The 25,414-nt window shown below is 71.6% G+C and carries 20 protein-coding genes; 6 read left to right on the forward strand and 14 right to left on the reverse strand.

The window, feature by feature from the left end:
* Nucleotides 1–176 precede the first annotated feature (176 nt).
* The 3 genes from OOK34_RS04015 to OOK34_RS04025 all read right to left on the reverse strand — a co-directional run bounded on the left by OOK34_RS04015 (nt 177) and on the right by OOK34_RS04025 (nt 2,598).
* The gene (locus OOK34_RS04015; protein ID WP_267032476.1) at nt 177–1,217 is read right to left on the reverse strand and encodes a 3-isopropylmalate dehydrogenase; all 1,041 of its coding nucleotides are present in this window, start codon (nt 1,215–1,217) and stop codon (nt 177–179) included.
* A 102-nt stretch (nt 1,218–1,319) separates the two neighbouring features.
* Nucleotides 1,320–1,451: a hypothetical protein gene (locus tag OOK34_RS04020; RefSeq protein WP_260614121.1), complete on the reverse strand. Its 132-nt coding sequence runs from the start codon at nt 1,449–1,451 to the stop codon at nt 1,320–1,322.
* 262 nt (nt 1,452–1,713) lie between these two features.
* Nucleotides 1,714–2,598, reverse strand: coding sequence for a LysR family transcriptional regulator (locus OOK34_RS04025; RefSeq protein WP_267032477.1), 885 nt, complete (start codon nt 2,596–2,598; stop codon nt 1,714–1,716).
* 101 nt (nt 2,599–2,699) lie between these two features.
* Between OOK34_RS04025 and OOK34_RS04030 the strand changes: the two genes are divergently transcribed.
* Nucleotides 2,700–3,722 (forward strand): NADP-dependent oxidoreductase, encoded by a 1,023-nt coding sequence (locus OOK34_RS04030; RefSeq protein ID WP_267032478.1) that lies wholly within the window; start codon nt 2,700–2,702, stop codon nt 3,720–3,722.
* Between the two features lie 119 nt (nt 3,723–3,841).
* On the forward strand, nt 3,842–5,872 hold the full coding sequence (locus OOK34_RS04035; protein ID WP_267032479.1) for a phosphocholine-specific phospholipase C: 2,031 nt from the start codon (nt 3,842–3,844) through the stop codon (nt 5,870–5,872).
* Between the two features lie 36 nt (nt 5,873–5,908).
* Here the strand turns inward: OOK34_RS04035 and OOK34_RS04040 are convergent, their stop codons facing one another.
* A complete protein-coding gene (locus OOK34_RS04040; RefSeq protein ID WP_267032480.1) occupies nt 5,909–6,634 on the reverse strand; it encodes a tyrosine-protein phosphatase in 726 nt (241 codons plus the stop codon).
* Nucleotides 6,635–6,715: 81 nt separating this feature from the next.
* Here OOK34_RS04040 and OOK34_RS04045 point away from each other — a divergent pair, with 81 nt between their 5' ends.
* Nucleotides 6,716–7,417: a nitroreductase family protein gene (locus OOK34_RS04045; RefSeq protein ID WP_267032481.1), complete on the forward strand. Its 702-nt coding sequence runs from the start codon at nt 6,716–6,718 to the stop codon at nt 7,415–7,417.
* A gap of 75 nt (nt 7,418–7,492) precedes the next feature.
* Here the strand turns inward: OOK34_RS04045 and pruA are convergent, their stop codons facing one another.
* On the reverse strand, nt 7,493–9,124 hold the full coding sequence (pruA, locus tag OOK34_RS04050; RefSeq protein ID WP_267032482.1) for an L-glutamate gamma-semialdehyde dehydrogenase: 1,632 nt from the start codon (nt 9,122–9,124) through the stop codon (nt 7,493–7,495).
* Between the two features lie 41 nt (nt 9,125–9,165).
* The gene (locus OOK34_RS04055; RefSeq protein WP_267032483.1) at nt 9,166–10,092 is read right to left on the reverse strand and encodes a proline dehydrogenase family protein; all 927 of its coding nucleotides are present in this window, start codon (nt 10,090–10,092) and stop codon (nt 9,166–9,168) included.
* Nucleotides 10,093–10,291: 199 nt separating this feature from the next.
* On the opposite strand from OOK34_RS04055, the gene OOK34_RS04060 reads away from it, so the two are divergent.
* Nucleotides 10,292–11,626: a CdaR family transcriptional regulator gene (locus OOK34_RS04060; protein WP_267032484.1), complete on the forward strand. Its 1,335-nt coding sequence runs from the start codon at nt 10,292–10,294 to the stop codon at nt 11,624–11,626.
* A 23-nt stretch (nt 11,627–11,649) separates the two neighbouring features.
* On the opposite strand, the gene OOK34_RS04065 is transcribed toward OOK34_RS04060, so the two are convergent.
* Nucleotides 11,650–12,171, reverse strand: coding sequence for an RDD family protein (locus OOK34_RS04065; protein WP_267032485.1), 522 nt, complete (start codon nt 12,169–12,171; stop codon nt 11,650–11,652).
* 7 nt (nt 12,172–12,178) lie between these two features.
* Nucleotides 12,179–12,781: a TetR/AcrR family transcriptional regulator gene (locus OOK34_RS04070; protein WP_267032486.1), complete on the reverse strand. Its 603-nt coding sequence runs from the start codon at nt 12,779–12,781 to the stop codon at nt 12,179–12,181.
* A 103-nt stretch (nt 12,782–12,884) separates the two neighbouring features.
* On the opposite strand from OOK34_RS04070, the gene OOK34_RS04075 reads away from it, so the two are divergent.
* Nucleotides 12,885–14,426 carry an MFS transporter gene (locus OOK34_RS04075; protein ID WP_267032487.1) on the forward strand — a complete coding sequence of 514 codons (1,542 nt, stop codon included), beginning with the start codon at nt 12,885–12,887 and terminating at the stop codon, nt 14,424–14,426.
* A gap of 78 nt (nt 14,427–14,504) precedes the next feature.
* Here OOK34_RS04075 and serA read toward each other — a convergent pair whose 3' ends face one another.
* The 6 genes from serA to OOK34_RS04105 form a co-directional block, all read right to left on the reverse strand.
* Nucleotides 14,505–16,094: a phosphoglycerate dehydrogenase gene (serA, locus tag OOK34_RS04080; RefSeq protein WP_267032488.1), complete on the reverse strand. Its 1,590-nt coding sequence runs from the start codon at nt 16,092–16,094 to the stop codon at nt 14,505–14,507.
* Between the two features lie 293 nt (nt 16,095–16,387).
* The gene (gene ilvC / locus OOK34_RS04085; RefSeq protein WP_267032489.1) at nt 16,388–17,389 is read right to left on the reverse strand and encodes a ketol-acid reductoisomerase; all 1,002 of its coding nucleotides are present in this window, start codon (nt 17,387–17,389) and stop codon (nt 16,388–16,390) included.
* A gap of 123 nt (nt 17,390–17,512) precedes the next feature.
* Nucleotides 17,513–18,037: an acetolactate synthase small subunit gene (gene ilvN, locus OOK34_RS04090; protein ID WP_030236168.1), complete on the reverse strand. Its 525-nt coding sequence runs from the start codon at nt 18,035–18,037 to the stop codon at nt 17,513–17,515.
* A 30-nt stretch (nt 18,038–18,067) separates the two neighbouring features.
* Nucleotides 18,068–19,954, reverse strand: a complete 1,887-nt coding sequence (locus OOK34_RS04095) for an acetolactate synthase large subunit (RefSeq protein ID WP_267032490.1) — start codon at nt 19,952–19,954, stop codon at nt 18,068–18,070.
* Between the two features lie 227 nt (nt 19,955–20,181).
* Nucleotides 20,182–23,052: a bifunctional diguanylate cyclase/phosphodiesterase gene (locus OOK34_RS04100; protein ID WP_267032491.1), complete on the reverse strand. Its 2,871-nt coding sequence runs from the start codon at nt 23,050–23,052 to the stop codon at nt 20,182–20,184.
* Between the two features lie 284 nt (nt 23,053–23,336).
* Nucleotides 23,337–24,284 carry a 2-hydroxyacid dehydrogenase gene (locus OOK34_RS04105; RefSeq protein WP_267032492.1) on the reverse strand — a complete coding sequence of 316 codons (948 nt, stop codon included), beginning with the start codon at nt 24,282–24,284 and terminating at the stop codon, nt 23,337–23,339.
* An 84-nt stretch (nt 24,285–24,368) separates the two neighbouring features.
* Between OOK34_RS04105 and OOK34_RS04110 the strand changes: the two genes are divergently transcribed.
* Nucleotides 24,369–25,376: an aldo/keto reductase gene (locus OOK34_RS04110; RefSeq protein WP_267032493.1), complete on the forward strand. Its 1,008-nt coding sequence runs from the start codon at nt 24,369–24,371 to the stop codon at nt 25,374–25,376.
* Nucleotides 25,377–25,414 lie beyond the last annotated feature (38 nt).

Genomic DNA, 25,414 nt, shown 5'->3' on the forward strand with positions numbered 1-25,414 from the left:
ACTAGGACGTCCGAGCTTCCCCGTAATCCGCGGCCTCGCGTTCGATTATCGCGCGTGGGCAGGCTTCGGAGAAACGGGGCTTTAGCGGCCCAGGGAGATGGTGGCACCCGGGGCCGCACAGGAGAAGCCGCCAGGTCCCTTTGTGACCTGGCGGCTTCCTGGGTGGAACGGCCGGGTCAGCCGGCTACTCGCGCGGCGAGGGCGTCGCCGATGGCGTCGGTGGAGCGGAAGGTGCCGTCGCGCTCGGCCAGGTCGGCGGAGACGGCGTCCTCGATGCGGACGGCCTGGTCCTCGTATCCGAGGTGGCGCAGCAGGAGGGCGACGGAGAGGATCGTCGCGGTCGGGTCGGCCTTGCCGGTGCCCGCGATGTCCGGGGCCGAGCCGTGGACGGGCTCGAACATGGACGGGAAGGCGCCGGTCGGGTTGATGTTCCCGGAGGCGGCCAGGCCGATGCCGCCGGTCACGGCCGCGGCCAGGTCGGTGAGGATGTCACCGAAGAGGTTGTCCGTGACGATGACGTCGAAGCGCTCGGGCTGGGTGACGAAGAAGATCGTCGCGGCGTCGACGTGCAGGTAGTCGGTGGTGACCTCGGGGTACTCCTGGCCGACCTTGTCGAAGATGTTCTTCCACATGTGGCCCGCGTACACGAGGACGTTGTTCTTGTGGACCAGCGTCAGCTTCTTGCGGGGCCGGGCGTTGGCCCGCTCGTACGCGTCGCGCACCACGCGCTCCACGCCGTAGGCGGTGTTGATGCTGACCTCGGTGGCCACCTCGGCGGGGGTGCCGGTGCGCAGGCTGCCGCCGTTGCCGGTGTACGGGCCCTCGGTGCCCTCGCGGACCACGACGAAGTCGATCTCGGGACGGCCGGCGAGCGGGGTGGCCGTGTTCGGGAACAGCTTCGAGGGGCGCAGGTTGATGAAGTGGTCGAAGGCGAAGCGGAGCTTCAGCAGCAGACCGCGCTCCAGGACGCCCGACGGGACCGACGGGTCGCCGATGGCGCCCAGCAGGATCGCGTCGTGGTGCTTGAGGGCCTCGAGCTCCGCGTCCGGGAGGGTCTCACCGGTGCGGTGCCAGCGCTGGGCGCCGAGGTCGTATTCCTTGGTCTCCAGCTTCACATCCTGGGGCAGGACCGCGGTAAGGACCTTCAGGCCCTGAGCCACGACTTCCTGGCCGATGCCATCACCGGGGATCACTGCGAGATTGATGCTGGTCGACATGTCGGAACCGTACTCCGTGTCCCAGCCCTCAGACATATCGCGTCCATCATGTGGACCCTTCTGGGCCCATGAGAACGCGATATGCCCGGGCCGGAAGGTCGGTCAGTGGCCGGTCGAGCCGCCGTTGTCACGGCGGTCCAGGGCGCGCTGGAGGGCGGCGGCGGCGTTCTTGCGGTCGGCGTCGGCCGGGGAGGTGTGGCGGACGCGGCGGGAGGCAGCGGTGGTGGGGGTCATGGTGATCGACTCCTTGAGATCACGGCGTGGCGGGGCCACGGATGAGGGGTTCCTTCAAGGCGCCGGAAGAGGCGGGGAGCGGTGCGCCGCAGGGGTTGCCTGCCAGTGGGCGCGCGCTCTCGACCGCCATTCGCAGGATCAGCGAGACGTTCGGCTCCTACAAAGCTAGGGCAGGTCCGGCTGTCTGTCTCCGCAATTACTCGGACTTCCTAGTATCTGAGACGGGAAACCGCCCGAAGGGAGCCTTCCGGTGGTTCCGCTTTCAGCCCTTCGCGGACCTGAGTCCCCTGATCAGAGCCCTCACGGCGAGGGTGGATGCTGATTCCGGAGTGGTGACGTATCCCACCTGCCTCACCGGCCCCTGGGGCCCCAGACCGGTGATCTCGACGGTGTCCGGGGCCTCGCGCAGCGACAGCTCCGGCATGATCGCCATGCCCAGGCCCCGGCCGACCATGGTCAGCACCATGGCGTCGTCCTCCGCCTTCACGGTGGCCCGGGGGATCCAGTCCTGGGCCCGCCACCACGTCCGGGTGTAGGAGCCGCAGTTCTCGTCCCAGTCCATCAGCGGCAGCGCCTTCGGGTCCGGGTGCCCGGCGGGGTGCACCAGGGCGTACGCCTCCTCGGCGAGCACCCCGGTCAGCAGCCCGGGCAGTGCGCCCTCGCTCACGCCCAGCGTCGCGATGCCCAGGTCCGCCCGGCCGGCGGCCACCTCCCCGGCCGCGCCGGCGCCCACTTCGCGGACCACCCTGACCTCGGGGCGGATCCCGGGGTGCAGGGCGGCGAGCCGCTCCAGCGCGGGCGGCAGCAGGTGCAGGGCCGCGCTGCGGAAGGCCGCGACGCGCAGCACCCCCTCCACCGTGTCCCGCCCGGCGGGGGCCCGGCCCGCGCCGCGCGCCTCCGCGCCCAGCACCTCGTACAGCCGCAGGATGCGCCGGCCCAGCGCGACGGCCCGCTCCCCGGCCGGGGTGGGCGAGGCGCCGCCGCGCCCGCGCTCGAAGAGCACCGCGCCGACCTTGCCCTCGCTGCCGCGCACGGAGTGCGAGACGGCCGACTGGCTGATCCCGAGCGCGGCGCCCGCGGCGGAGAAGCCGCCCGTCTCGGCGACGGCGACCAGCACCCGGAGTTCTTGCGGGGCGAGCTCGGCCACTTCGGTTCCCACCTCGGTGTATGAGCCGCGTTCATGGATGCGCGGCTTCCATGAGGGCAACCCCCTGCCCGGCCGCGGGATTCCTTCCTACGGTCGTGGCCATGACCGTGAACACCGCATACGCCGTCCACCAGATCGCCCGCCCCACCGGAGTCCCCGCCGCCTCCGACTTCGCGTACGTCTCCTCACCCGTCCCCGAACCCGCCCCCGGCACCGCCCTGGTGGAGAACCTGCTGCTCTCGGTGGACCCGTACCACCGCGGGCTGATGGACGGCGGAGAGGGCGGCTTCGAGCTGCACGCCCCGCTGGAGGGCCGCACGGTGGGCCGGGTGACCGCCTCCCGCGATCCGGGCCTGGCCGAGGGCGACCTGGTCTTCCACCGCGCCGGCTGGCGCACCCACTCCCTGGTCACCCTGGGCCGGGAGGGCACCCGCAAGCTGCGCGGCCACGAGGGCGTCCCGCTGGAGGCGTACCTGTCGATCCTGGGCGGCACCGGCCTGACCGCCTACGCCGCCCTCACCCGGACGGCGGCCCTGCGCGAGGGCGAGGACCTCTTCGTCTCGGCCGCCGCGGGCGGGGTCGGCACCGCCACCGGGCACATCGCCCGGCTGCTGGGCGCCCGCCGGATCATCGGCAGCGCGGGCTCGGCGGCGAAGGTCGCCCACCTCACCACCGCCCTCGGCTTCGACGCCGCCTTCGACTACCACGACGGCCCGGTCGGCGAGCAGCTGGCGCAGGCCGCGGCCGCGCACGGGGGCGGTATCGACGTCTACGTGGACAACGTGGGCGGGGACCACCTGGAGGGCGCGATCGACTCCCTGCGCGAGTACGGCCGGATCGCCTGGGTCGGCGCGATCTCGACGTACAACGGCGACCGCTCCCCCGCCGCGCCCCGCAACCTCTTCGAGGTGGTGCACAAGTCGCTGCGCCTGGAAGGGGTATTGGTTCGCAACCACACCAATCTCCAGGACGAGCTGGAGGACTTCCTGGTCCCCCACCTGCGCAGCGGGCGGGTCGGTACCGATACCACCGTTTTCCAGGGGTTCGACCGGACCGTGGAGGCATTCCTGGGCATGCTCCGCGGGGACAACCTGGGCAAAATGCTGGTGCGCGTCGACGGCTGATTCCAGCCAACCGGATGTTCACCGATTCCTTACCGCACGGCTGTAGACCTTTGCGGCGGCTGCCGCCACGCTTGCCGTCAATGTGCCAGCGGGGCACTCGAGTTGGAGGCGAGCAGCCAGTGACACCCATCAGCCGCAGAGGTTTCGTGGGGATCGGCGCCGGGCTCGTGGCAGGGGCGGCCCTGCCCGCCGCCCTGCCCACGACGGCGGCGGCCGCCGCCGCTACGGGCACCATCACCGATGTGAAGCACGTGGTCATCCTGATGCAGGAGAACCGCAGCTTCGACCACTACTTCGGCAGGCTGAAGGGCGTCCGCGGGTTCGGCGACCGCGCCGCCGGCAACCTCCCGGGCGGCTGGGGCATGTTCAACCAGCCCAACTGGGGCGGCCGGCAGTACCCGTGGAAGCTGTCCGCCACCCCGGCGGCCGGCGGGGCCGACAGCGAGACCCTGGCCCAGTGCACCGGCGACCTCCCGCACAGCTGGACCTCGCAGCACGCCGCCTGGAACAAGGGCCGGATGGACAACTGGGTGGCCGGCGTCGGCAAGACCCACACCCTCGGCTACCTGGACCGCGGCGACATACCCTTCCACTACGGCCTCGCCGACCACTACACGATCTGCGACGCCTACTTCTGTTCCACGCTCAGCGCGACCGGCCCCAACCGCACCTTCCTGTGGAGCGGCAAGATCGACGCGGGCAGCAAGGACGGCGGCGACGAGTCCGGGCTGACCTGGGAGACGTACGCGGAGGCCCTCCAGCGGGCCGGGATGAGCTGGAAGGTCTACCAGAACGCCCAGGACAACTACGGGGACAACGGCCTGGCCTACTTCAAGAAGTTCACCGACGCCAAGCCCGGCGACCCGCTGTGGGACCGGGGCATGGGCTCGGTCCCGAAGGTGACCGGCTCCACCCCGGACGACATCGCGGCCGCCATCCGCGCGGACGTCGTCGCCGGCACCCTCCCCCAGGTCTCCTGGGTCGTGGCGAACGAGGCCTTCTCCGAGCACCCCTACGCCCCGCCCGGCGACGGCGCGCACTTCGTGGACCTGGTCTACCGGGCGCTCGCCACGAACCCGGAGGTCTTCGACTCCACCGTCCTGTTCCTCAACTACGACGAGAACGACGGCTTCTTCGACCACGTGCCGCCGCCGGTCGCCCCGCCCGGCACCCCCGGCGAGTACATCGACGGCACCCCGATCGGACTCGGCTTCCGGGTCCCGATGCTGGTCATGTCCCCCTGGACGCGCGGCGGCTGGGTCAGCTCGGAGGTCTTCGACCACACCTCGGTGCTGCGCTTCATGGAGACCTGGACGGCGGCCCTGGGTACCCCGGCCGCCTGCCCCAACATCAGCGCGTGGCGCCGCAAGGTGACCGGCGACCTGACGGGCGTCTTCGACTTCGCCCACCCCGTCTACGGGATCCCCGCCGGCCTGCCCTCCACGGCGAAGGTCATCGGGCAGTCCACCTGCGGCCCGCTGCCCAACCCGGTGCCCCAGGACAACGCCCAGCCGGCGCAGGAGCCCGGGACGCGCCCGGCGCGCGCCCTGCCGTACCAGGTCAACGGCAACCTGGACCGCCTGGAGTTCGGGGCGGCCGGGAAGATCCTGGCCTGGTTCTCGATGACCAACCAGGGTGCGCAGGCCAAGCGCCCGGCGCACTTCTCGATCCACCCGCACCAGTACCGGGACACCGCCGCCTGGCAGTACACGGTGGACCCGAACGCCACCGCGACGGACTACTTCAACATCGGCCTCGGCAGCGGCTCCGGCAAGTACGACATCTCGATGCACGGGCCGAACCGCTTCCTGCGCCGCTTCATCGGCGACGCGACGAAGCCGGGGAAGTCCCTGGAGGTCGCTGCCCGCTTCGCGGTCGAGCCGGGCACCGGGAAGACGGCGATCTGGTTCAAGATGACCAACACCTCCGCCGCCGCGGCCACCTTCACCATCCGCGCGAACGCCTACCGCACGGACGGCCCGTGGACCTACACCGTCCCGGCGAACTCCTCGCGCGAGGACTACTTCAACGCGGTGGCGTACAACGACGGCTGGTACGACTTCACCGTCCTGGCCGACACCGACGGCACCTGGTCCCGCCGCTACACGGGCCACATCGAGTCAGGCACCCCGAGCATCTCGGGCTCCTGACAGCCCTCGGCCGCACGAGGCGGGGGCACGACCCGCTCACGCCCCCGCTCCGGCTCCCAGTCTGGCGCGCAGCCGGGCCAGTTCGTCCGGGGCCAGGCCGGCCGCGCGCAGGTAGGCCCCGGCGTCCAGCCCGTGCGCGGCCTCCCGGGCCAGGGCGTGGACGGTGGTACCGAGGCCGGTGACGTACTCCTCGCTCTCCGTCGAGTCGTACGGTCTTCCCTGCGCGGCGTACCGCGCGCGGACCCGCGGCTCGCTCAGCGCGTGGTCGTCGGCGATCTCCCCGGGGCTCGCTCCCGCCAGCCGCAGCAGGACCAGCGCGATGATCCCCGTACGGTCGCGGCCCAGGCCGCAGTGGAAGGCGACGCCGCCCGGCGGGGCGTCGGCGACGGCGCGGGCGACGGCCGCGACCCGGTCGGGGAAGCGTGCCAGGAAAGGCCGGAAATACGCGGGGGTGCCGAATCCCGGAGTCCCCCACCACACGTCCCAGAAGTCCCGGTGCTCGATCCCGTCGAGCGGGATCCGCAGGGTCGTCAGACCGGCCGGCCGCGGGGCGTGGTCCACCTCGCGCTCGCCGTCATTGCGCAGGTCGACGACGGTCCGCACCCCGTGGGCGGTGAGCGTGGTCCAGCCCTCGGCCGTGAGCCGGTCGAGGCTGTCGGCCCGTACGAGGGCCCCGGGCGGGAGGGTGCCGAGGCCCCCTAGGTCGCGGGCGTTGAAGCAGCCCTCCCACGCCACGAATCGACCGACGTTCGTCACGGTCATAGCCCCCCTGTCAGTACACAACGGACATTGATCACTGACGCTGCCCTGGCCTCAGGGGTTCCATCGCGGAAAGATCTGCGCATGTCGCCTGAGACCCAGCAGTGGACCCCCACCCATGGCCAGCCCTACCGGCCCGTCGCCTACCGTCCCGCGCGCATGCCCGGCCCGGAATCCCTCGCGCGCGCGGCGGAGCTGCGGGCGCGGATGGACGAGCGGCGGACCGTACGCCACTTCTCCCCCGACCCCGTCCCCGAGCAGGCCGTGCGCGACGCCATCGCCTGCGCCGCCACCGCCCCCTCCGGGGCGCACCAGCAGCCGTGGACCTTCGTCCTGGTCAAGGACCCGGTCATCCGGCAGCAGATCCGCGCCGCCGCCGAGCAGGAGGAGCAGATCTCCTACGACGGCCGCCTCGGCGACGAATGGCTCGCCGCGCTGCGCCCCATCGGCACCGACGCCGTGAAGACCCACCTCACCGACGCGCCGGCGCTGATCGTGGTCTTCCAGCAGCGCTACTGGCTCGGCCCGAACGGCACGAAGCGCAAGCACTACTACGTCGACGAGTCGGTCGGCATCGCGGTCGGCATGCTGCTGTCGGCCCTGCACCTGTCGGGCCTGGCCGCGCTCATCCACACCCCGAGCCCGATGCGCTTCCTGTCCCACGTCCTGAACCGCCCCGAGAACGAGAAGGCCTTCGCGGTCATCCCGGTGGGCTACCCCGCCGCCGACTGCGAGGTCCCGGACCTGGTCCGCAAGTCCCTGGACCAGGTCCTGGTGGAGGTGTAGCCCGCCGCAACTGGAACCGCCCCCGCTCCGGACTTGGGGGTACCGGAGCGGGGGCGGGATTCAGGGGTGGGCGGGTCAGCCCATGTGCGGGTAGCCGTAGTCGGTCGGCGGGACCAGGGTCTCCTTGATGGAGCGGGTCGAGGTCCAGCGCAGCAGGTTGGACGCCGCGCCCGCCTTGTCGTTCGTACCCGAGGCACGGCCGCCGCCGAAGGGCTGCTGGCCGACGACGGCGCCGGTCGACTTGTCGTTGATGTAGAAGTTGCCCGCCGCGAAGCGGAGCTTCTCCATCGTGTCGGCGGCCGCGTAGCGGTCCTGCGCGATGACGGCGCCGGTCAGGGCGTACGCCGAGACGTTCTCCATCTGCGCGAGCATCTCGTCGTACTTGTCGTCCTCGTAGACGTGGATCGCGAGGATCGGGCCGAAGTACTCGGTCGTGAAGACCTCGTTCTCCGGGTCGGTGCACGCGATGACGGTCGGACGGACGAAGTAGCCCTCCGAGTCGTCGTACGTGCCACCGGCGACGATCGTGCAGGTCGGGTCGGCCTGCGCACGGTCGATCGCGGCCTTGTTCTTGGCGAACGAGCGCTCGTCGATGACGGCGCCGATGAAGTTCGTCAGGTCGCGGACGTCACCCATGGTGATGCCGTCGACCTCGGCCGCGAACTGCTCCTTGAAGCCGTCGTTCCAGATCGAGGCCGGGACGTAGGCGCGCGAGGAGGCGGAGCACTTCTGGCCCTGGAACTCGAAGGAGCCGCGGGTCAGGGCGGTCTTGAGGATCGCGCGGTCCGCGGACGGGTGCGCGACGACGAAGTCCTTGCCGCCGGTCTCGCCGACCAGGCGCGGGTAGGAGCGGTACTTCTCGATGTTGTTGCCGACCGTCTTCCACAGGTACTGGAAGGTCTTGGTCGAGCCGGTGAAGTGGATGCCGGCCAGCTCGGGGTGGTTCAGGGCCACCTCGGAGACGGCGATGCCGTCGCCGGTCACCAGGTTGATGACGCCCTTGGGCAGACCGGCCGCCTCCAGGAGCTCCATGAGGAGGACCGCGGAGTGCGTCTGCGTCGGGGACGGCTTCCAGACGACCACGTTGCCCATCAGGGCGGGGGCGGTCGGCAGGTTGCCGGCGATGGCCGTGAAGTTGAACGGGGTGATCGCGTAGACGAAGCCCTCGAGCGGGCGGTGGTCGCTGCGGTTCCACACGCCCGCGGAGTTCGCGGCGGGCTGCTCGGCCAGGATCTGGCGGGCGAAGTGGACGTTGAAGCGCCAGAAGTCGACGAGCTCGCAGGGGGTGTCGATCTCGGCCTGCTGCACGGTCTTGGACTGGCCCAGCATGGTGGAGGCGGCCAGCTTCTCGCGCCACGGGCCGGCCAGCAGCTCGGCGGCGCGCAGGATGATCGCGGCGCGGTCGTCGAAGGACATCGCGCGCCAGGCCGGGGCGGCGGCCAGGGCGGCGTCGACGGCCTCCTGGGCGTCGGCCTGGGTGGCGTTGGCGTACGTACCGATGACCGACTTGTGGTCGTGGGGCTGGACGACGTCGAAGCGCTCGCCGCCACCCATCCGCTTGACGCCGTTGATCGTCATCGGAAGGTCGATCGGGTTCTCGGACAGCTGCTTGAGCTGGATCTCGAGCCGCGCGCGCTCCGGGCTGCCGGGGGCGTACGAGTGGACCGGCTCGTTGACCGGCGCGGGGACCTGGGTCACAGCATCCATGGGGCTGGTAACTCCTTGATCTGGTTCTGGACGGTTCTCGGCTAGTTCTTCGTGATCATCGAGCGGAGGAAGAACAGGAGGTTGGCCGGCTTCTCCGCGAGGCGGCGCATGAAGTAGCCGTACCAGTCGGTGCCGTAGGCCGTGTAGACGCGCATCCGGTGGCCTTCGGCGGCGAGCCGCAGGTGCTCCTCGCTGCGGATGCCGTACAGCATCTGGAACTCGTACTCGTCCAGCTTGCGCCCGGCCTGGCGGCCCAGCTCCTGCGCGATGGCGATAAGTCGCGGGTCGTGGGACCCGATCATCGGGTAGCCCTCGCCCTCCATCAGGATCTTCATGATCCGGACGTACGCCTTGTCGATCTCGCCCTTGTCCTGGTACGCGACCTCGGCGGGCTCCTTGTAGGCGCCCTTCACGATGCGGACGCGGCTGCCGGCGGCGGCCAGGCGGCGGGCGTCGGCCTCGGTGCGGAAGAGGTAGGCCTGGATCACGCAGCCGGTCTGCGGGAAGTCCCGGCGCAGCTCCTCGTGGATGGCGAACATCGAGTCGAGGGTGGTGTGGTCCTCGGCGTCGAGGGTCACGGTGGTGCCGATGGCGGCGGCGGCCTCGACGACCGGGCGGACGTTGGCGAGGGCCAGCTCGTGGCCGCCCTCCAGCGCCTGGCCGAACATGGACAGCTTGACCGACATCTCGACCGTCTCGCCCAGCTCCAGCTCCTCGAGGCGCCGGATGAGCTCCAGGTAGGCGTCCCGGGCCGCGTAGGACTGCTCGACGGCGGTGATGTCCTCGCCGACGACGTCGAGGGTGACCTCCAGGCCCTTCTGCGTCAGCTCCTCGACGATCGGGATGACCTGGCCGACCGTCTCACCGGGGATGAAGCGGTTGACCACCGGCTTGGTCACCGGGGCGGCAGAGACGATTCGGCGCATCTTGTCGCTGCGCGAAGCGGCGAGGATCGCGGGACCCAGCACGGGGCACCTCCAACGGGTGGCAGAAGCGGACATACGGACGCCGCGGGGGTGGGCTGCGGCCGTAAGGAAAACGCAAGTAAAACCACCGTGAAACCTAAGGATCTCCACGATCCTCTGCCATCGACAGCTGTCACGCATCCGTGGCCCCGATCTCATACATCTGTCTGAAGAGCCGGTCCGGGGGTGGGAGAATGTCCGCGTGAAGGGCGATTACCAGGACCTGGTGGACGAGATCTCGGCGCTGCTCGGCGCCCCGGCGACGCTGGAGAACCGGGACTTCCGCCTCATCGCCTTCGGCGCGCACGACAGCGAGGACGACCTCGTGATGGACCCGGTGCGCACCCGCTCGATCCTGACCCGGCAGTCGACGGCGGCCGTCCGGTCCTGGTTCGAGGCCTTCGGCATCGCCCGCGCCACCGGCCCGGTACGGATCCCGGCGGCCCCGGACGCGGGGGTCTTCCGGGGGCGGATCTGCCTGCCCGTGCGGTACCGGGGCATCGTGCAGGGCTACGTGTGGCTCCTCGACCAGGATCCGGGCCCGGGTCCGGCGGCCCTGGAGGCGGCCATGGAGGTGGCCCAGCGGATCGGGGTGCTGCTCGCCGCGGAGGCCAAGGCGGGCGCCGACCTCTCCCGGGAGTTCCTGGCGGTGCTGACCGCCGGCCGGGGCTGGCAGCAGGACATGGCGGTGGCCGCGCTGCGGGTGGCGCTGGGGGCGGGGGCGGACGGGCTGCACGCCGCGGTGTGCGTGGCCCCGTGGGCCGGGGAGGCTCCGGGGTCGGTGCCGGGGGCGGCGGCGGTGTGCGTGGTTCCGTCGGCGCCCGCCGACCCGGGCGGCCCCGGGCACGGCCGCGGTCCCGGCCACGGGGCGGGCGCGCTCGCGGTGCTGGTCCGGCTGCGGTCGGGGGACGCGCTGGCGCCGGCCCTGGCGGCGGTCGGGCGGCTGCTGCCCCGCACGGCGACGGGCGCGGGGCCGGGCGGCGGCGCGGGGGCCGGGGCGGGTACGGGGGCCGGGTCAGGCGGCGGGGCCGGGCCGGGCTCAGGGACCGGGGCGGGGGCCGGGGCCGGGGCCGGGCCGGGCTCAGGAGCCGGGGCGGGTACGGGGCCCGGGGCGGGCGCGGGTGTCACCGCCGGGCTCTCCGACCCCGTCCGGGCGCTCGCGGAGCTGCCCGCCGCCTGGGCGCAGGCCACCGCCGCCGCCCGGGCGGCCGCCGCGCAGCCGCGGCTCGGGCCGGTGGCGCAGTGGGCGGGGATCGGCCCGTACCGGATGCTGGCCGCCCTGGCCGCCGGCCCGGCGGACGACCCGGCGACCCGGGCCCTGCTGAGCCCGGCCCACCGGGAACTGGCCCGCACCGCGGAGGTGTTCCTCGACTGCGCGGGGCAGGCCGGCCGCGCGGCGGCGGCGCTGGGCATCCACCGCCAGACCCTGTACTACCGGCTGGGCCGGGTGGAGCAGCTGACCGGGCTCGACCTGGACGCGGGCGAGGACCGGCTGTTGCTCCACATGGCCCTCAAGGCCGCCCCCCTGCAAGGCTGAACGCGGGGTCCGCCGACGCCGGTTCAGCGCCGGTGGACCACCGCGCTGCCGACGGCCTTGTCGTGGATGCCGAGGGCGTCCGCGCTGAGCGTGATCGAGGAGGCGTTCGCGACGCACAGCACGGGGACGCCGGTGACCACGAGGTTGGCGAGGTGGCGGACCACCGCCGGGCCGTAGCCGAGGCGTTCGCCGTCGGCGCGGCGCACCACCTCCAGGCCCATCACCCGCTTGCCCGGGGTGGCTCCCCGCAGCGCGACGCTCAGCGGCGAGTACAGGAGCACGAACGCGGCGAGCCAGACTGCCGCGGAGGCGCGCCAGACGGTCCGGGCGTCCTCGTCGGTGAAGCCGAGCGGCCCGAGCGCCCGGTCGAGCCCGACGAGCGGGACGAGGATCACCAGGACGGCGATCGCCAGGTCGATGACGGTGGCGGCGCAGCGCCGCCCGCTCCCGGCCGGGGAGCCCGGGAGCGGGCGGGTGTTCCGGGCGCGGCCCACGGGCGGGAGGGAGCCGAGGTCACCCTCGGCGGACAGGGATCCGAACGGCATCGCGCGCCTACTCCCCCTGCGCCTTGCCCCGGGACTGCCCGGATCCGGTCAGCCCCTCGGCGATCCGGCGCAGCCCCTCCGTGAACTCCTCGGCCGTGGCGGCGGTGTCGGCGTCGAACAGCCACTGGATCATCAGGCCGTTGAGCAGCGCCTGGCAGACGGCGCCGAGGGTGCGCTCGTCGCGTTCGGTGAGTTCGTCCTCCGGGGTGCCGGTCAGCATCGAGATCAGGCCGCGGCGCCCTTCGGCCTGCGAGGCCGCGAGCATCCCCCGCAGCTCCGGCAGCCGTTCCCCGCTCAGCGCGACCTCCATGCTGGCCGCCCAGACGGGGCCGGAGTCCGCGTGCTGTGCCAGGACACCCTCCCAGAGCGCGCGGAAGCGTTCCAGGGAGCCCGCCTCGCCGGTCAGTCCGGCCTGGAAGGCCTCGCCCCACTCCTGCATCAGGGCGATGAAGGCCTGGGTGAGCAGGGCGTCCTTGGAGCCGTAGTGGTAGCCGATGGAGGCGAGGTTCGTGCCGGAGGCGCCGACGATGTCGCGCGCCGTGGTGCGTGCGAACCCCTTCTCGACCAGGCATTTCTTGGCGCCTTCGAGCAGATCTTCTTTGTGTCCCATGCCCGCCACGGTAGCAAGACGTTTGTCCTAGACGAAGGTCCCACACAAGGTTTCCATACGCTCGTCATAGACAACCGTTTATGACGAGCGTACATTACTGCTCATGACGAACCCCGCCGCCACCGCGCGCCTCGCCGGCCGCCGCGAATGGACCGCCTTCACGGTCCTCCTGCTGCCCCTGCTCCTGGTCTCGATGGACGTCTCCGTCCTCTACTTCGCCATCCCGGCCATCACCCGGGAGCTGGACCCGAGCGCCACCCAGCAGCTCTGGATCTTCGACAGCTACGCCTTCGCCCTCTCCGGGCTGCTGATCACGATGGGCTCGCTCGGCGACCGGATCGGCCGCCGCAAGCTGCTGCTGATCGGCGCGACCGCCTTCGGCCTCGCCTCCATCGGCGCCGGCTACGCCACCAGCGCCGAGATGCTGATCGCGGCCCGTGTGCTGCTGGGCATCGGCGGCGCCACCCTGATGCCGTCCACGCTGGCACTCGTACGGAACCTCTTCCAGGACGCCAAGCAGCGCGGCAAGGCCATCGCGATCTGGTCCGGGGCCATGACCGGCGGCATCGCCCTCGGCTCGGTGCTGAGCGGTGTGATGCTGAACCACTTCCACTGGGGCTCCGTCTTCCTGATCAACGTGCCCGCGATGCTGCTCCTGCTGATCCTGGTCCCGGTGCTGGTCCCGGAGTTCAAGGACCCGGCCCCCGGCCGCTTCGACCTGCTGAGCGTGCCGCTGTCCATGGCCGCCGTGCTGCCGGTGGTCTACGGGCTCAAGGAGATCGCCGCCGAGGGCTTCGAGCCCCTCTACCTGGGCTGCCTCGCCGTCGGCCTGGCCTTCGGATACGTCTTCGTCCGCCGCCAGCGCACCCGTGAGGACGCGATGGTCGGCCGGGCCCTCTTCCGGGGGCGCGGTTTCGGGGCCGGCATCGGCCTCAACACGATCGCCGCCTTCGCGATGATGGGCTCGGCCTACTTCACCACCCAGTACCTGCAGTCCGTGCTCGGCATGGGCACCCTCGAGGCCGCCCTGTGGAGCCTGGCGCCCTCGGTCGTCATCGGCGCCGCCGCGCCGGTCTCCGCCGCCCTGGCCCAGAAGGTGGACCGGGCCTACGTCATCTCCGGCGGGTTCCTCGTCGCCGCCGCCGGGTTCGCCCTGGTCGCCCTGGTGGGCACCGACTCCCTGTGGCTGCTGCTCACCGGCGCCGGGGTGCTGGCCAGCGGCATCGTGAGCGTGATGTCCCTGGTCTCCGACACCGCGCTCAGCTCGGCCCCGGCCGAGAAGGCCGGCTCGGCGGCCTCCCTGCTGGAGACGGGCCAGGAGTTCGGTGGAGCGCTCGGCATGGCCCTGCTGGGCAGCCTCGGCACCGCCGTCTACCGCGCGGACATGGCCGGCGCGGCGCCCGCCGCCCGGGAGACCCTGGGCGGCGCGGTGGCCACCGCCCAGCAGGCCGGGGGCGAGGCGGGAGGGCAGCTGCTGGCCCTGGCCCGGGAGGCCTTCGTCCACGGGATGCAGTACGCGGCCTGGGGCGGTGCAGTGCTGCTCCTCGGGGCGGCGGGGCTCGCGCTCACGCTGATGCGGGGCATCAAGAGCCCGGCCACCGCCGCGGCGGAGCCGGCCCCGGCGGTGGCGGTACCGGCGCGCTGAGCCTCGTAAAAATGGCGGGAAACGGAAAGGGCCCGGGGTTCACCCCCCGGGCCCTTCCACATGGTGCGCGAGCGTCGGTCAGCCGAGGTTGACCGTACGGGCCGAAGCGGCGCCGATCTCCTCCGAGATGGTCGCGAGGACGTCCACCGGGACCGCCGCGTCGACGGTGAGGACGACGAGCGCCTCGCCGCCCTCCTCGGCGCGGGCGACCTGCATGCCCGCGATGTTCAGACCGGCCTCGCCGAGCAGCTGGCCGACCTTGCCGACGACGCCGGGGCGGTCGGTGTAGCGCAGCACGATCATGTGGTCGGCCAGGGCCAGGTCCACGTCGTACTCGCCCACGCCGACGATCTTCTGCAGGTGCTTCGGGCCCGCCAGGGTGCCGGAGACCGACACCTCCTGACCGTCCGACAGGGTGCCGCGCACGGTCACCACGTTGCGGTGGTCCGGGGACTCCGAGCTGGTGGTCAGGCGTACCTCGACACCGCGCTCCTGCGCGAACAGCGGGGCGTTGACGTAGGAGACCGTCTCGTCGACGACGTCCTCGAAGACACCCTTGAGGGCGGAGAGTTCGAGCACCTTGACGTCGTGCTGGGTGATCTCGCCGCAGACCTCCACGTCGAGGCGGACCGCGACCTCGCCCGCGAGGGCGGTGAAGATGCGGCCGAGCTTCTCGGCGAGCGGCAGGCCCGGACGGACGTCCTCGGCGATGACACCGCCCTGGACGTTGACCGCGTCCGGCACGAGCTCGCCGGCGAGCGCGAGGCGCACCGACTTGGCGACGGAGATGCCGGCCTTCTCCTGGGCCTCGTCCGTGGACGCGCCGAGGTGCGGGGTGCAGACGACCTGGTCGAGCTCGAAGAGCGGGGAGTCCGTGCAGGGCTCCTTCGCGTACACGTCGAGGCCGGCGCCGGCGACGCGGCCCTCCTTGATGGCCGAGTACAGCGCGGCCTCGTCCACGATCCCGCCGCGGGCGGCGTTGACGATGCGGACGGACGGCTTGACCTTGTGCAGGGCCTCGTCCCCGATGAGACCGACGGTCTCGGGGGTCTTGGGCAGGTGCACGGTGATGAAGTCGGCGGCCTCGAGCAGCTCGTCCAGCGTCAGCATCTTGACGCCCATCTGGGCGGCGCGCGCGGGCTGCACGTAGGGGTCGTACGCGACGATCTTCATGCCGAAGGCCGACATGCGCTGGGCGACCAGGACGCCGATGCGGCCGAGGCCGACGACGCCGAGGGTCTTCTCGCTGAGCTCGACACCCGTGTACTTGTTCCGCTTCCACTCGCCGTTCTTCAGGGCGGTGTTGGCCTGCGGGATGTTGCGGGCCGTGGCGACGAGCAGGCCGCAGGCGAGCTCGGCGGCGGTGACGATGTTGGATGTCGGCGCGTTCACGACCATCACGCCGGCCTTGGTGGCGGAGGAGACGTCGACGTTGTCGAGGCCGACACCGGCGCGAGCGACGACCTTCAGCTTCTTGGCGGCGGCGATGGCCTCGGCGTCCACCTTGGTGGCGGAGCGGACGAGGATCGCGTCGACCTCGACGATCGCGGGGAGCAGCTCCGCGCGGTCGGCGCCGTTGACGTGCCGGATCTCGAAGTCCGGACCGAGGGCGTCCACCGTGGCGGGCGACAGCTCTTCGGCGATGAGTACGACAGGTTTCGAGCTCACGTGGGTCCTCACAAGTCCAGTGCGGACGGCCGTCCCGACGGCCGCAGGCGGTGGAGGGGGTAGCCGCGTGGAAGACGCACGACACTGTGGGCCTGACGCGTTGTGTTGAGCAGTGTAGTAGCGGATCGGGTGCGGATTTCCGCCTGTACGGAAGGATCACCCGTCCGAGATTGGCCGGGGTGGACAATCCGTCCTATCCGAGGCCTACATTCCGGTGATCCTCGACCGGTGCCGGAGCGAGCGGGTGCACGGCGGGGCCGGGACGCACCGTCCCGGCCCCGCCGTTCGCGAGATCAGCTCTCGTCGCTGTCGACCCAGCTCATCAGCTTGCGCAGCTTCTTGCCGGTGGTCTCGAGCAGGTGGGCCTCGTCGGCCTTCTTGTACTCGTTGTACTTGGGCAGGCCGGCCTTGTACTCGGCCATCCAGGTGTTGGCGAACTCACCGCTCTGGATCTCGGCGAGGACCTTCTTCATCTCGGCCTTGGTGGCGTCGGTGATGACGCGCGGGCCGGTGATGTAGTCGCCCCACTCGGCGGTCTCGGAGACCGACCAGCGCATCTTCTCCAGGCCGCCCTCGTACATGAGGTCGACGATGAGCTTCAGCTCGTGCAGGCACTCGAAGTAGGCGATCTCCGGCTGGTAGCCGGCCTCGGTCAGGACCTCGAAGCCGGCCTTGACCAGAGCGGAGGCGCCACCGCAGAGGACGGCCTGCTCACCGAACAGGTCGGTCTCGGTCTCCTCGGTGAAGGTGGTCTTGATGACGCCGGCGCGGGTGCCGCCGATGCCGGCCGCGTACGACAGGGCCAGGGCGAAGGCGCTGCCCGAGAAGTCCTGCTCGACGGCGGCGATGCACGGAACGCCGCGGCCCTCCTCGTACTGACGGCGGACCAGGTGGCCCGGGCCCTTCGGGGCGACGAGGGCGACGTCCACGTTGGCCGGGGGCTTGATGAAGCCGTAGCGGACGTTGAAGCCGTGGCCGAAGAAGAGCGCGTCGCCCTCCTTGAGGTTGTCCTTGATGGACTCCTCGTAGATCTCGGCCTGGAGCGGGTCCGGGGTCAGGATCATGATGACGTTCGCCCACTCGGCGGCCTCCGACACGGAGACGACCTTCAGACCCTGCTCCTCGGCCTTGGCCTTGGACTTCGAGCCCTCCTTGAGACCGACGACGACGTCGACGCCGGAGTCACGGAGCGACAGCGCGTGGGCGTGGCCCTGGCTGCCGTAACCGATGACCGCGACCTTGCGGCCCTGGATGATGGACAGGTCGGCGTCGTTCTCGTAGAACAGCTCGGCCACTGGGATATCTCCTTGGTGCGCTGATGTTGCACCCACCGTACGGCGGGGAACGGAATAAGAGTTTCTGGGTCTCGCTATGCGGGCTGGCGTGTCAGCCGCGGTGTCCTGAATCAGGCGCTGCGGTCAGGCGCTGCGGTCGAGCGAGCGCAGGCTGCGGTCCGTGATGGACCTGCCGCCACGCCCTATGGCGATCGTGCCGGACTGGACGAGCTCCTTGATGCCGAAGGGCTCCAGCATCTTGAGCATGGCGCCGAGCTTGTCGGTGCCGCCGGTGGCCTCGATGGTGACGGCCTCCGGGGAGACGTCGACGGTCTTGGCGCGGAACAGCTGGACGATCTCGACGATCTGCGAGCGGGTCTCGTTGTCGGCGCGGACCTTCACCAGGACGAGTTCGCGCTCGATGGCGTTGTGCGGCTCCAGCTCGACGATCTTGAGCACGTTGACCAGCTTGTTGAGCTGCTTGGTCACCTGCTCCAGCGGAAGGTCCTCGACGTTCACGACGATGGTGATGCGCGAGATGTCGGGGTGCTCGGTGACGCCGACCGCGAGGGAGTCGATGTTGAACCCGCGGCGGGAGAACAGCGCGGCGATCCGGGCGAGGATGCCGGGCGTGTTCTCGACCAGGACGGAGAGCGTGTGCTTGGACATGTGAGTCGTTCTCTCTCTCAGGCTCTCTGCTCAGTCGTCTTCGTTGTCGCCGAAGTCGGGGCGGACGCCCCGGGCTGCCATGACCTCGTCGTTGGAGGTGCCGGCGGCGACCATCGGCCACACCATGGCGTCCTCGTGGACGATGAAGTCGATCACGACCGTGCGGTCGTTGATCGCGTTGGCCTCGGCGATGACCTTGTCCAGGTCCGCCGGGTCCTCGCAGCGCAGCGCGACGCAGCCCATGGCCTCGGACAGCTTGACGAAGTCCGGGACGCGGGTGCCCTTGCGGGGCGCGGTGGACTCGCCGAGCTGGGAGCCCACGGTGTCGTGGCCGGTCTCGTCCGCGTGCAGCACGGTGTTGGAGTACCGCTGGTTGTAGAACAGGGTCTGCCACTGGCGGACCATGCCCAGCGCGCCGTTGTTGATGATCGCGACCTTGATCGGGATGTTGTTCAGCGCGCAGGTGACCAGTTCCTGATTGGTCATCTGGAAACAGCCGTCGCCGTCGATCGCCCAGACGGTGCGCTCCGGCATGCCGACCTTGGCGCCCATCGCGGCGGGGACCGCGTAGCCCATGGTTCCGGCGCCGCCGGAGTTCAGCCAGGTGCGGGGCTCCTCGTACTTGACGAAGTGCGAGGCCCACATCTGGTGCTGGCCGACGCCCGCCGCGAAGATCGTGCTCTTCGGCGCGAGCGCGCCGATCCGCTCGATGACCTGCTGCGGGGAGAGCATGCCGTCCTCGGGCAGGTCGTAGCCCAGCGGGTACGTGTCCCGCCAGCGGCTGAGGTCCTTCCACCAGGCGGTGTAGTCGCCCGCGTTGCCGTCGGTGTGCTCGGCCTGGACCGCCTGGATCAGGTCGGCGATGACCTCGCGCGCGTCGCCCACGATCGGGACGTCGACCTCGCGGTTCTTGCCGATCTCAGCCGGGTCGATGTCCGCGTGGATGACCTTGGCGAAGGGGGCGAAGCTGTCCAGCTTGCCGGTGACGCGGTCGTCGAAGCGGGTGCCGAGCGCGATCAGCAGGTCCGACTTCTGGAGCGCGGTGACGCCGGTGACGGAGCCGTGCATGCCCGGCATGCCCACGTGCAGCGGGTGGCTGTCGGGGAAGGAGCCCAGCGCCATCAGCGTGGTGGCGACCGGGACTCCGGTCAGCTCGGCGAGGACCTTCAGCTCGGCCGTGGCACCGGACTTCATGACGCCGCCGCCGACGTACAGGACCGGGCGCTTGGCCTGGCAGATGAGCTTGGCGGCCTCGCGGATCTGCTTGGCGTGCGGCTTGGTGACCGGCCGGTAGCCGGGCAGGTCCATCGACGGCGGCCAGGAGAAGGTGGTCTTCGCCTGGAGGGCGTCCTTGGCGATGTCGACCAGGACCGGGCCGGGACGGCCGGTGGAGGCGATGTGGAAGGCCTCGGCGATCGTCCGCGGGATGTCCTCGGCCTTGGTGACCAGGAAGTTGTGCTTGGTGATCGGCATCGTGATGCCGACGATGTCCGCCTCCTGGAAGGCGTCGGTGCCGATCGCCTTGGAGGAGACCTGGCCGGTGATCGCGACGAGCGGGACGGAGTCCATGTGCGCGTCGGCGATCGGGGTGACCAGGTTGGTGGCGCCCGGGCCGGAGGTGGCCATGCAGACCCCGACCTTGCCGGTGGCCTGCGCGTAGCCCGTGGCGGCGTGGCCGGCCCCCTGCTCGTGGCGGACCAGGATGTGACGGACCTTCTTGCTGTCCATCATCGGGTCGTAAGCCGGGAGGATGGCGCCGCCCGGGATACCGAAGACGGTGTCGCACCCCACCTCTTCGAGAGAGCGGATGAGGGACTGCGCACCCGTGACGTGCTCAACTGCGGCGGACTGCTGTCCGCCCGTACGGGGCCGCGGCTGCGGATGGTGGGCCCCGGAGGCCTGCTCGGTCATCGGCATTCTCTTCTCGAAGCTGAGGGTTTTACGAGGAGCGGGGGTGCTCCGGATCTGGTCCGGAGGCGTGTGCCAGTGCAACAAAAAACCCCTCGTGCCAGGTGGCAAGCGAGGGGAGCGCGTCGGTGGTGTCGAGCGGGGACATGCAGGTCCCAGCTTCAGCCGACGCGCTTTCCAAGTACGAGAATTCGGGTGCGCATGGCATTGACCCTCCCTCCGGCGGGAGGTCGATGTCAAGCGGGTGGGACGGGCGTCTCATTATTTGAGCCTCTATGGATGACCATCGAGCCACCGGACGAGCCTCCGGCCAAGGCGGGCTGGGCCGTACCGCCCGGTACTGCGAACGTACCCCTCACGAGCGCGCGCCGCAGCCTGTATTCGTCGAGTGGTCCGGAGAACGCCGCTCCCTGGCCGTGGGTGCACCCCATCGCCCGCAGTGCCAGCACCTGCTCGGGGAGGTCCACCCCGTCGGCCACGGACTGCATGCCCAGGTCGTTTGCGATCCGCAAGAGTCCGGCGGTGATCTTGTGCAGGCGGGCGGACTCGACCACGCCCTCGACCAGGCCCCGGTCCAGCTTGAGCACGTCCACCGGGAGGCGGCGGAGGGCGCTGATGGCCGCGTAGCCGCTGCCGACCCCGTCCAGGGCGATCCGTACGCCGAGCCGGTGCAGGGCCGTCAGGCGGCGCTCCAGCTCGTCGAAGGGCACTCTGGGGTCGGAGGCCGCCAGCTCGAGCACCAGGGCGCCGGAGGGCAGCCCGTGGCGGGCCAGCAGGGCCTCCACGCTGCCCCGGGGCAGGGAGCGGTCCAGCAGCCGCTGGGCGGTCATCCGGACGGCCACTGGTACGTCGTGCCCCGCGCGGTGGCGCTCGGCGGCCTGCTCCACCGCCTCCTCCAGCAGCCATCGGCCCAGTTCGGCGGTGCGGAAGCCGTCCGGCCCGGCCGACGCGCCCTCGCTGTGCTCGGCCACCCGGAGGAACTCGGCCGGGGTGAAGAGGATCCCCTGGGCGGAGCGCCAGCGGGCCTGGGCGGCGACGGCGGCGACCTGGCCGGTTGCCAGGGAGACCACGGGCTGGTGCAGCAGGGCGAACTCGCCCTCGTGCAGCGCGGTGCGCAGCCGGCCGGCCAGCTCGGCCTTGCGGACGACCTCGGCCTGCATCTGCGGCGCGTACAGCTCGACGCGGTCCTTGCCGCCCGCCTTGGCCCGGTACATCGCGAGATCCGCGTTGCGCATCAGGTCCGAAGGGGTGATACCGGGGTCGGCGAAGGCCACGCCGATGCTGGCGGCGACCCGGACCTCGCTCCCGGCGATGCGGTAGGGCTGGGAGAGGGTGGCGCGCAGCCGGTCGGCGATCTCGCGGACCTGGTACTCGCGGGCGCCGCGGTCGCGGCCGGCGTCGCCGATGATCAGCGCCGCGAACTCGTCCCCGCCGAGCCGGGCGGCGGTGTCCCCGGCGCGGACGGCGTCGTGCAGGCGGCGGGCGGCCTCGATGAGCAGCTCGTCACCGGCCTGGTGGCCGATGGTGTCGTTGACGGCCTTGAAGCCGTCGAGGTCGATGAAGAGCACGGCGGTGCTGTGGTCCCCGGACCGGCGGCCGGTCAGGGCCTGGCGGACCCGGCGGGTGAACAGGGCCCGGTTGGGCAGGTCGGTCAGCGGATCGTGCTCGGCGCTGTGCTGGAGCTGGGCCTGGAGGCGGACCCGCTCGGTGACGTCCCGGCTGTTGAGGATGAGCCCGCCCTGGTGGCGGTTGACGGTGGACTCCACGTTCAGCCACTCGCCGCCGCCCGACTTGAACCGGCACTCGATGCGGGTGGTGGGCTCCTCGGCGGGCGGGGCGGCCAGGAAGCGGCGTACCTCGTGAACCACCCGGCCGAGGTCGTCCGGGTGGATCAGGGCGGCGAGCTCGGTGCCGACCAGTTCCTCCGCCTCGCGGCCGTAGACCCCGGCGGCGGCGGGGCTGACGTAGCGCAGGGTCCCGGTGGGCGCGGCGATCATGATGACGTCGCTGGAGCCCTGGACCAGGGAGCGGAAGTGGTTCTCCTTCTGGGCCAGTTCCTGGGTGAGCGCGATGTTGTCGAGGAGCATGATGCCCTGCCGGATGACGAGGGCGAGCACGACCGTGCAGCCGGTGAAGACCACCATCCGGTCCACCTTCCGGCCGTCCACGACGTTGTAGAGGATGCCGAGGGTGCAGACGGCGGCCGCGAGGTACGGGGTGAGCGCGGGCAGCGAGCCGCTGATGGGGCGGCTGTGCGGGCGCTCCGCGCGCGGGGACCCGGTGCGCGGGAGGGGTTCGGGCCGGCGGGCGCCCCAGGGGGCGTAGGCGAGCAGCAGGGAGCCGGCGAACCAGCCGGCGTCGAGGATCTCCCCCGAGCTGTAGGTGGTGTTCAGCAGCGGCGAGGTGAACAGCGCGTCGCTCAGGACGGTCAGGGCGAGGGCCGCGATCGCCGTGTTGACCGCCGACCGGTTGTTGGCCGAGCGCCGGAAGTGCAGGACCAGGACCATCGAGACCAGCGCGATGTCGAGGAGCGGGTACGCGAGCGAGAGCGCGGCGCGCGGGACGCTGCCCGGTTCTCCCGACTGGGCGGTGCGCGCGGCGTTGGCGAGGGCCAGGCTCCACGAGAGGGTCAGCAGCGAGCCGCCGATGAGCCAGGAGTCGAGCCCGAGGCAGACCCAGCCGGCCCGGGTGACCGGGCGTTTGGCCAGGACGAGCAGGCCCACGATGGCGGGCGGGGCGAAGCAGAGGAAGGCGAAGTCGGCGAGGGAGGGCTCGGGGACCTGCTGGCCGAGGACGACCTCGTACCAGCCCCACACGGCGTTCCCCAGGGCCCCCATGAGCGAGGAGAAGGCGAACATCAGCCAGGCGGGGCGCTCACGCCGGTCGATCGTACGGGCGTAGTGGTAGCAGGAGACGGCGGCCAGTAATCCGGCGGTGCTGAGACCGAAGTCGCCCATGATCTTGGCGAGTTCGCCCGATCCCCAGCCGAGGGCGGCTCCGACGGCGTAGCCGCCGCTGACCAGTGCGAGGACGAGCTGCGCCGCGAGACCCCGGCCGCCGCCCGAAACCGGCGGGCGGGTCAGGAGCGCCGCCCCCGGGGGGCTCACCGGTGCTCCTCGCTGGCCGGTTTTGGCGCAGCCCAGTCTCGGCGGCGTCGCCTCCGGCGGCTCTGCCGCATCGGATCCTTCGTCCATTGGCCGTGCATCGCCCGTCGCCCCCCAAAGTGTCCGATCACTCCCCAGCGCCAGACGTACGTGGCGCAGCCCCTTGTTCCGGACGATACACCACTTTCGTTACTCAGCGACATAGCTGTTCTACGCTCCGTCACCACCGGAGGGGTCGTGGCCACCGCTCGCGTACGCGCGGTCGCCGAGCGTGTGCGCCCCCTCGCTCAGTCCGTGATCAGCACGGTGTTCCGGACCTCTTCCCCGGCGGCGAACCGGGTGAGCTGCCGGGCCACGAGCCGCTTCGCCCTGGGCTCGAACGCCGAGCTGCTGCCGCCCACATGAGGCGTGATCAGGACGTTCGGAGCGTGCCAGAGGGGGTGGCCCGCGGGCAGCGGCTCCGGGTCGGTGACGTCGAGCGCGGCGCGCAGCCGGCCCGACTCCAGCTCCGCCAGCAGGGACTTGGTGTCGACGACCGGACCGCGCGAGACGTTCACGAGCAGGGCTCCGTCCTTCATCCGGCCGAGGAATCCGGCGCCCGCCAGGCCCCGGGTGTCCTCGGTCAGCGGGGTGGAGAGGATCACCACGTCCGCGTCCGGGAGGAGGCCGGGGAGGTCGGCGAGGGCGTGGACCGGTCCGTGGGGGACGGTGCGGGCCGACCGGGCGACGCGGGTGATCCGCCCGCACTCGAAGGGGACGAGCCGGTCCTCGATGGCCGCGCCGATCGCTCCGTAGCCGACGATCAGGACGGACTTGTCGGCGAGGGCCTCGTAGAAGCCGCCGCGCCACTCCTCGCGGTCCTGGCCGCGCACCATGCCGGGGATGCCGCGCAGGGAGGCGAGGGTCAGGGTGAGGGCGAGTTCGGCGGTGCTGGCCTCGTGGACGCCGCGGGCGTTGCACAGCCGCACGCCCGGGCGGAGGTCGCCGAGGCCGGGCAGGACGTGGTCGATGCCGGCGGTGAGGGTCTGCACGACCCGCAGGGCGGGCATCGCCGCGAGCGGGCGCAGGGTCACCTCCTGGGACTTCATGTACGGGGTGACGTAGAAGACGCAGTCGGCCGGGTCGGCCGGGAAGGTGTCCTCGCCGTCCCACTGGCGGTAGCGGAAGGAGCCGGGGAGGCCGTCGATCTCGGCGGGCGGGAAGGGGAGCCAGACGTCCCCGGTCGTTGCGGTCATGATCCCGAGGCTATGCGAAGGGAACTTGATCAAGCCGTTAGTTTGAAGGCCGGACCGGGACCGGGCCGGGAGGGGGACGCAGGGGTGGAGCGCAGGTCGATCGGATCGGGACCGTTGACGGTGGGGGCCATCGGGCTCGGCTGCATGCCGATGAGCTGGGCGTACGCGCCTTCGCGCCGCCGGGGCGAGGAATCGCTGCGCACCCTGCACACGGCGCTGGACCTGGGGGCGAACCTGCTGGACACGGCCGATCTGTACGGGCCGTTCACCAATGAGCTGGTGCTGGGCCGGGTGCTGCGGGAGCGGCGGGCCGAGGCCTTCGTGTCCGCCAAGGTGGGGCTGCGGGCGGGTGAGCAGCACGTGGTGGCCGACGGGCGGCCGGGGTACGTGCGGCGGGCGTGCGACGCCTCGCTGCGGCGGCTGCGGACCGATGTCATAGACCTGTACCAGTTGCACCGGGTGGATCCCGAGGTGCCGGTGGAGGAGACCTGGGGCGCCATGGCGGAGCTGGTGGGCGCGGGGAAGGTGCGGGCGCTGGGGTTCTGCGCGCTGGGTGCGGGGGCCGGGCCGGGTGCGGGGCGGCGGGGGGACCGGGGGTACGGGTCGACGCTGCGGCAGCTGGAGCGGGTCCAGCAGGTGTTCCCGGTGACGGCGGTGCAGGCGGAGCTGTCGGTGTGGTCGCCGGAGGCTGCGTGGCAGCTGCTGCCGTGGTGTGCGGCGCGGGGGGTCGGGATGCTGGCGGCGATGCCGCTGGGCAGCGGGTTCCTGACCGGGACGCTGACGCCGGGGCAGGGGTTCGAGGAGGCGGACGTACGGGCGCGGCACCCGCTGTTCACGGCGGACGCGATGGCCTCCAACCAGGTGCTGGTGGCGGGGCTGCGGCGGGTGGCCCGGCGCCACGGGCCGGAGGTCACGGCGGCGCAGGTGGCGCTGGCGTGGGTGCTGGCGCAGGGGCCGCACGTGGTGCCGGTGCCGGGGGCGGAGCGGGCGGTGTGGGCGGCGGAGAACGCGCGGGCGGCGGAGGTGCGCCTCACGGCCGGGGAGCTGGCCGAGATAGCGGCGCTGCCGTCGGCGGTGGGAGCCTGGGACTAGACGGCGACCTGGCCCACATCCACTCGATCGGGTGTACG

Origin of the sequence: Streptomyces sp. NBC_00091 (assembly GCF_026343185.1) — a bacterium.
GTDB lineage: Bacteria > Actinomycetota > Actinomycetes > Streptomycetales > Streptomycetaceae > Streptomyces.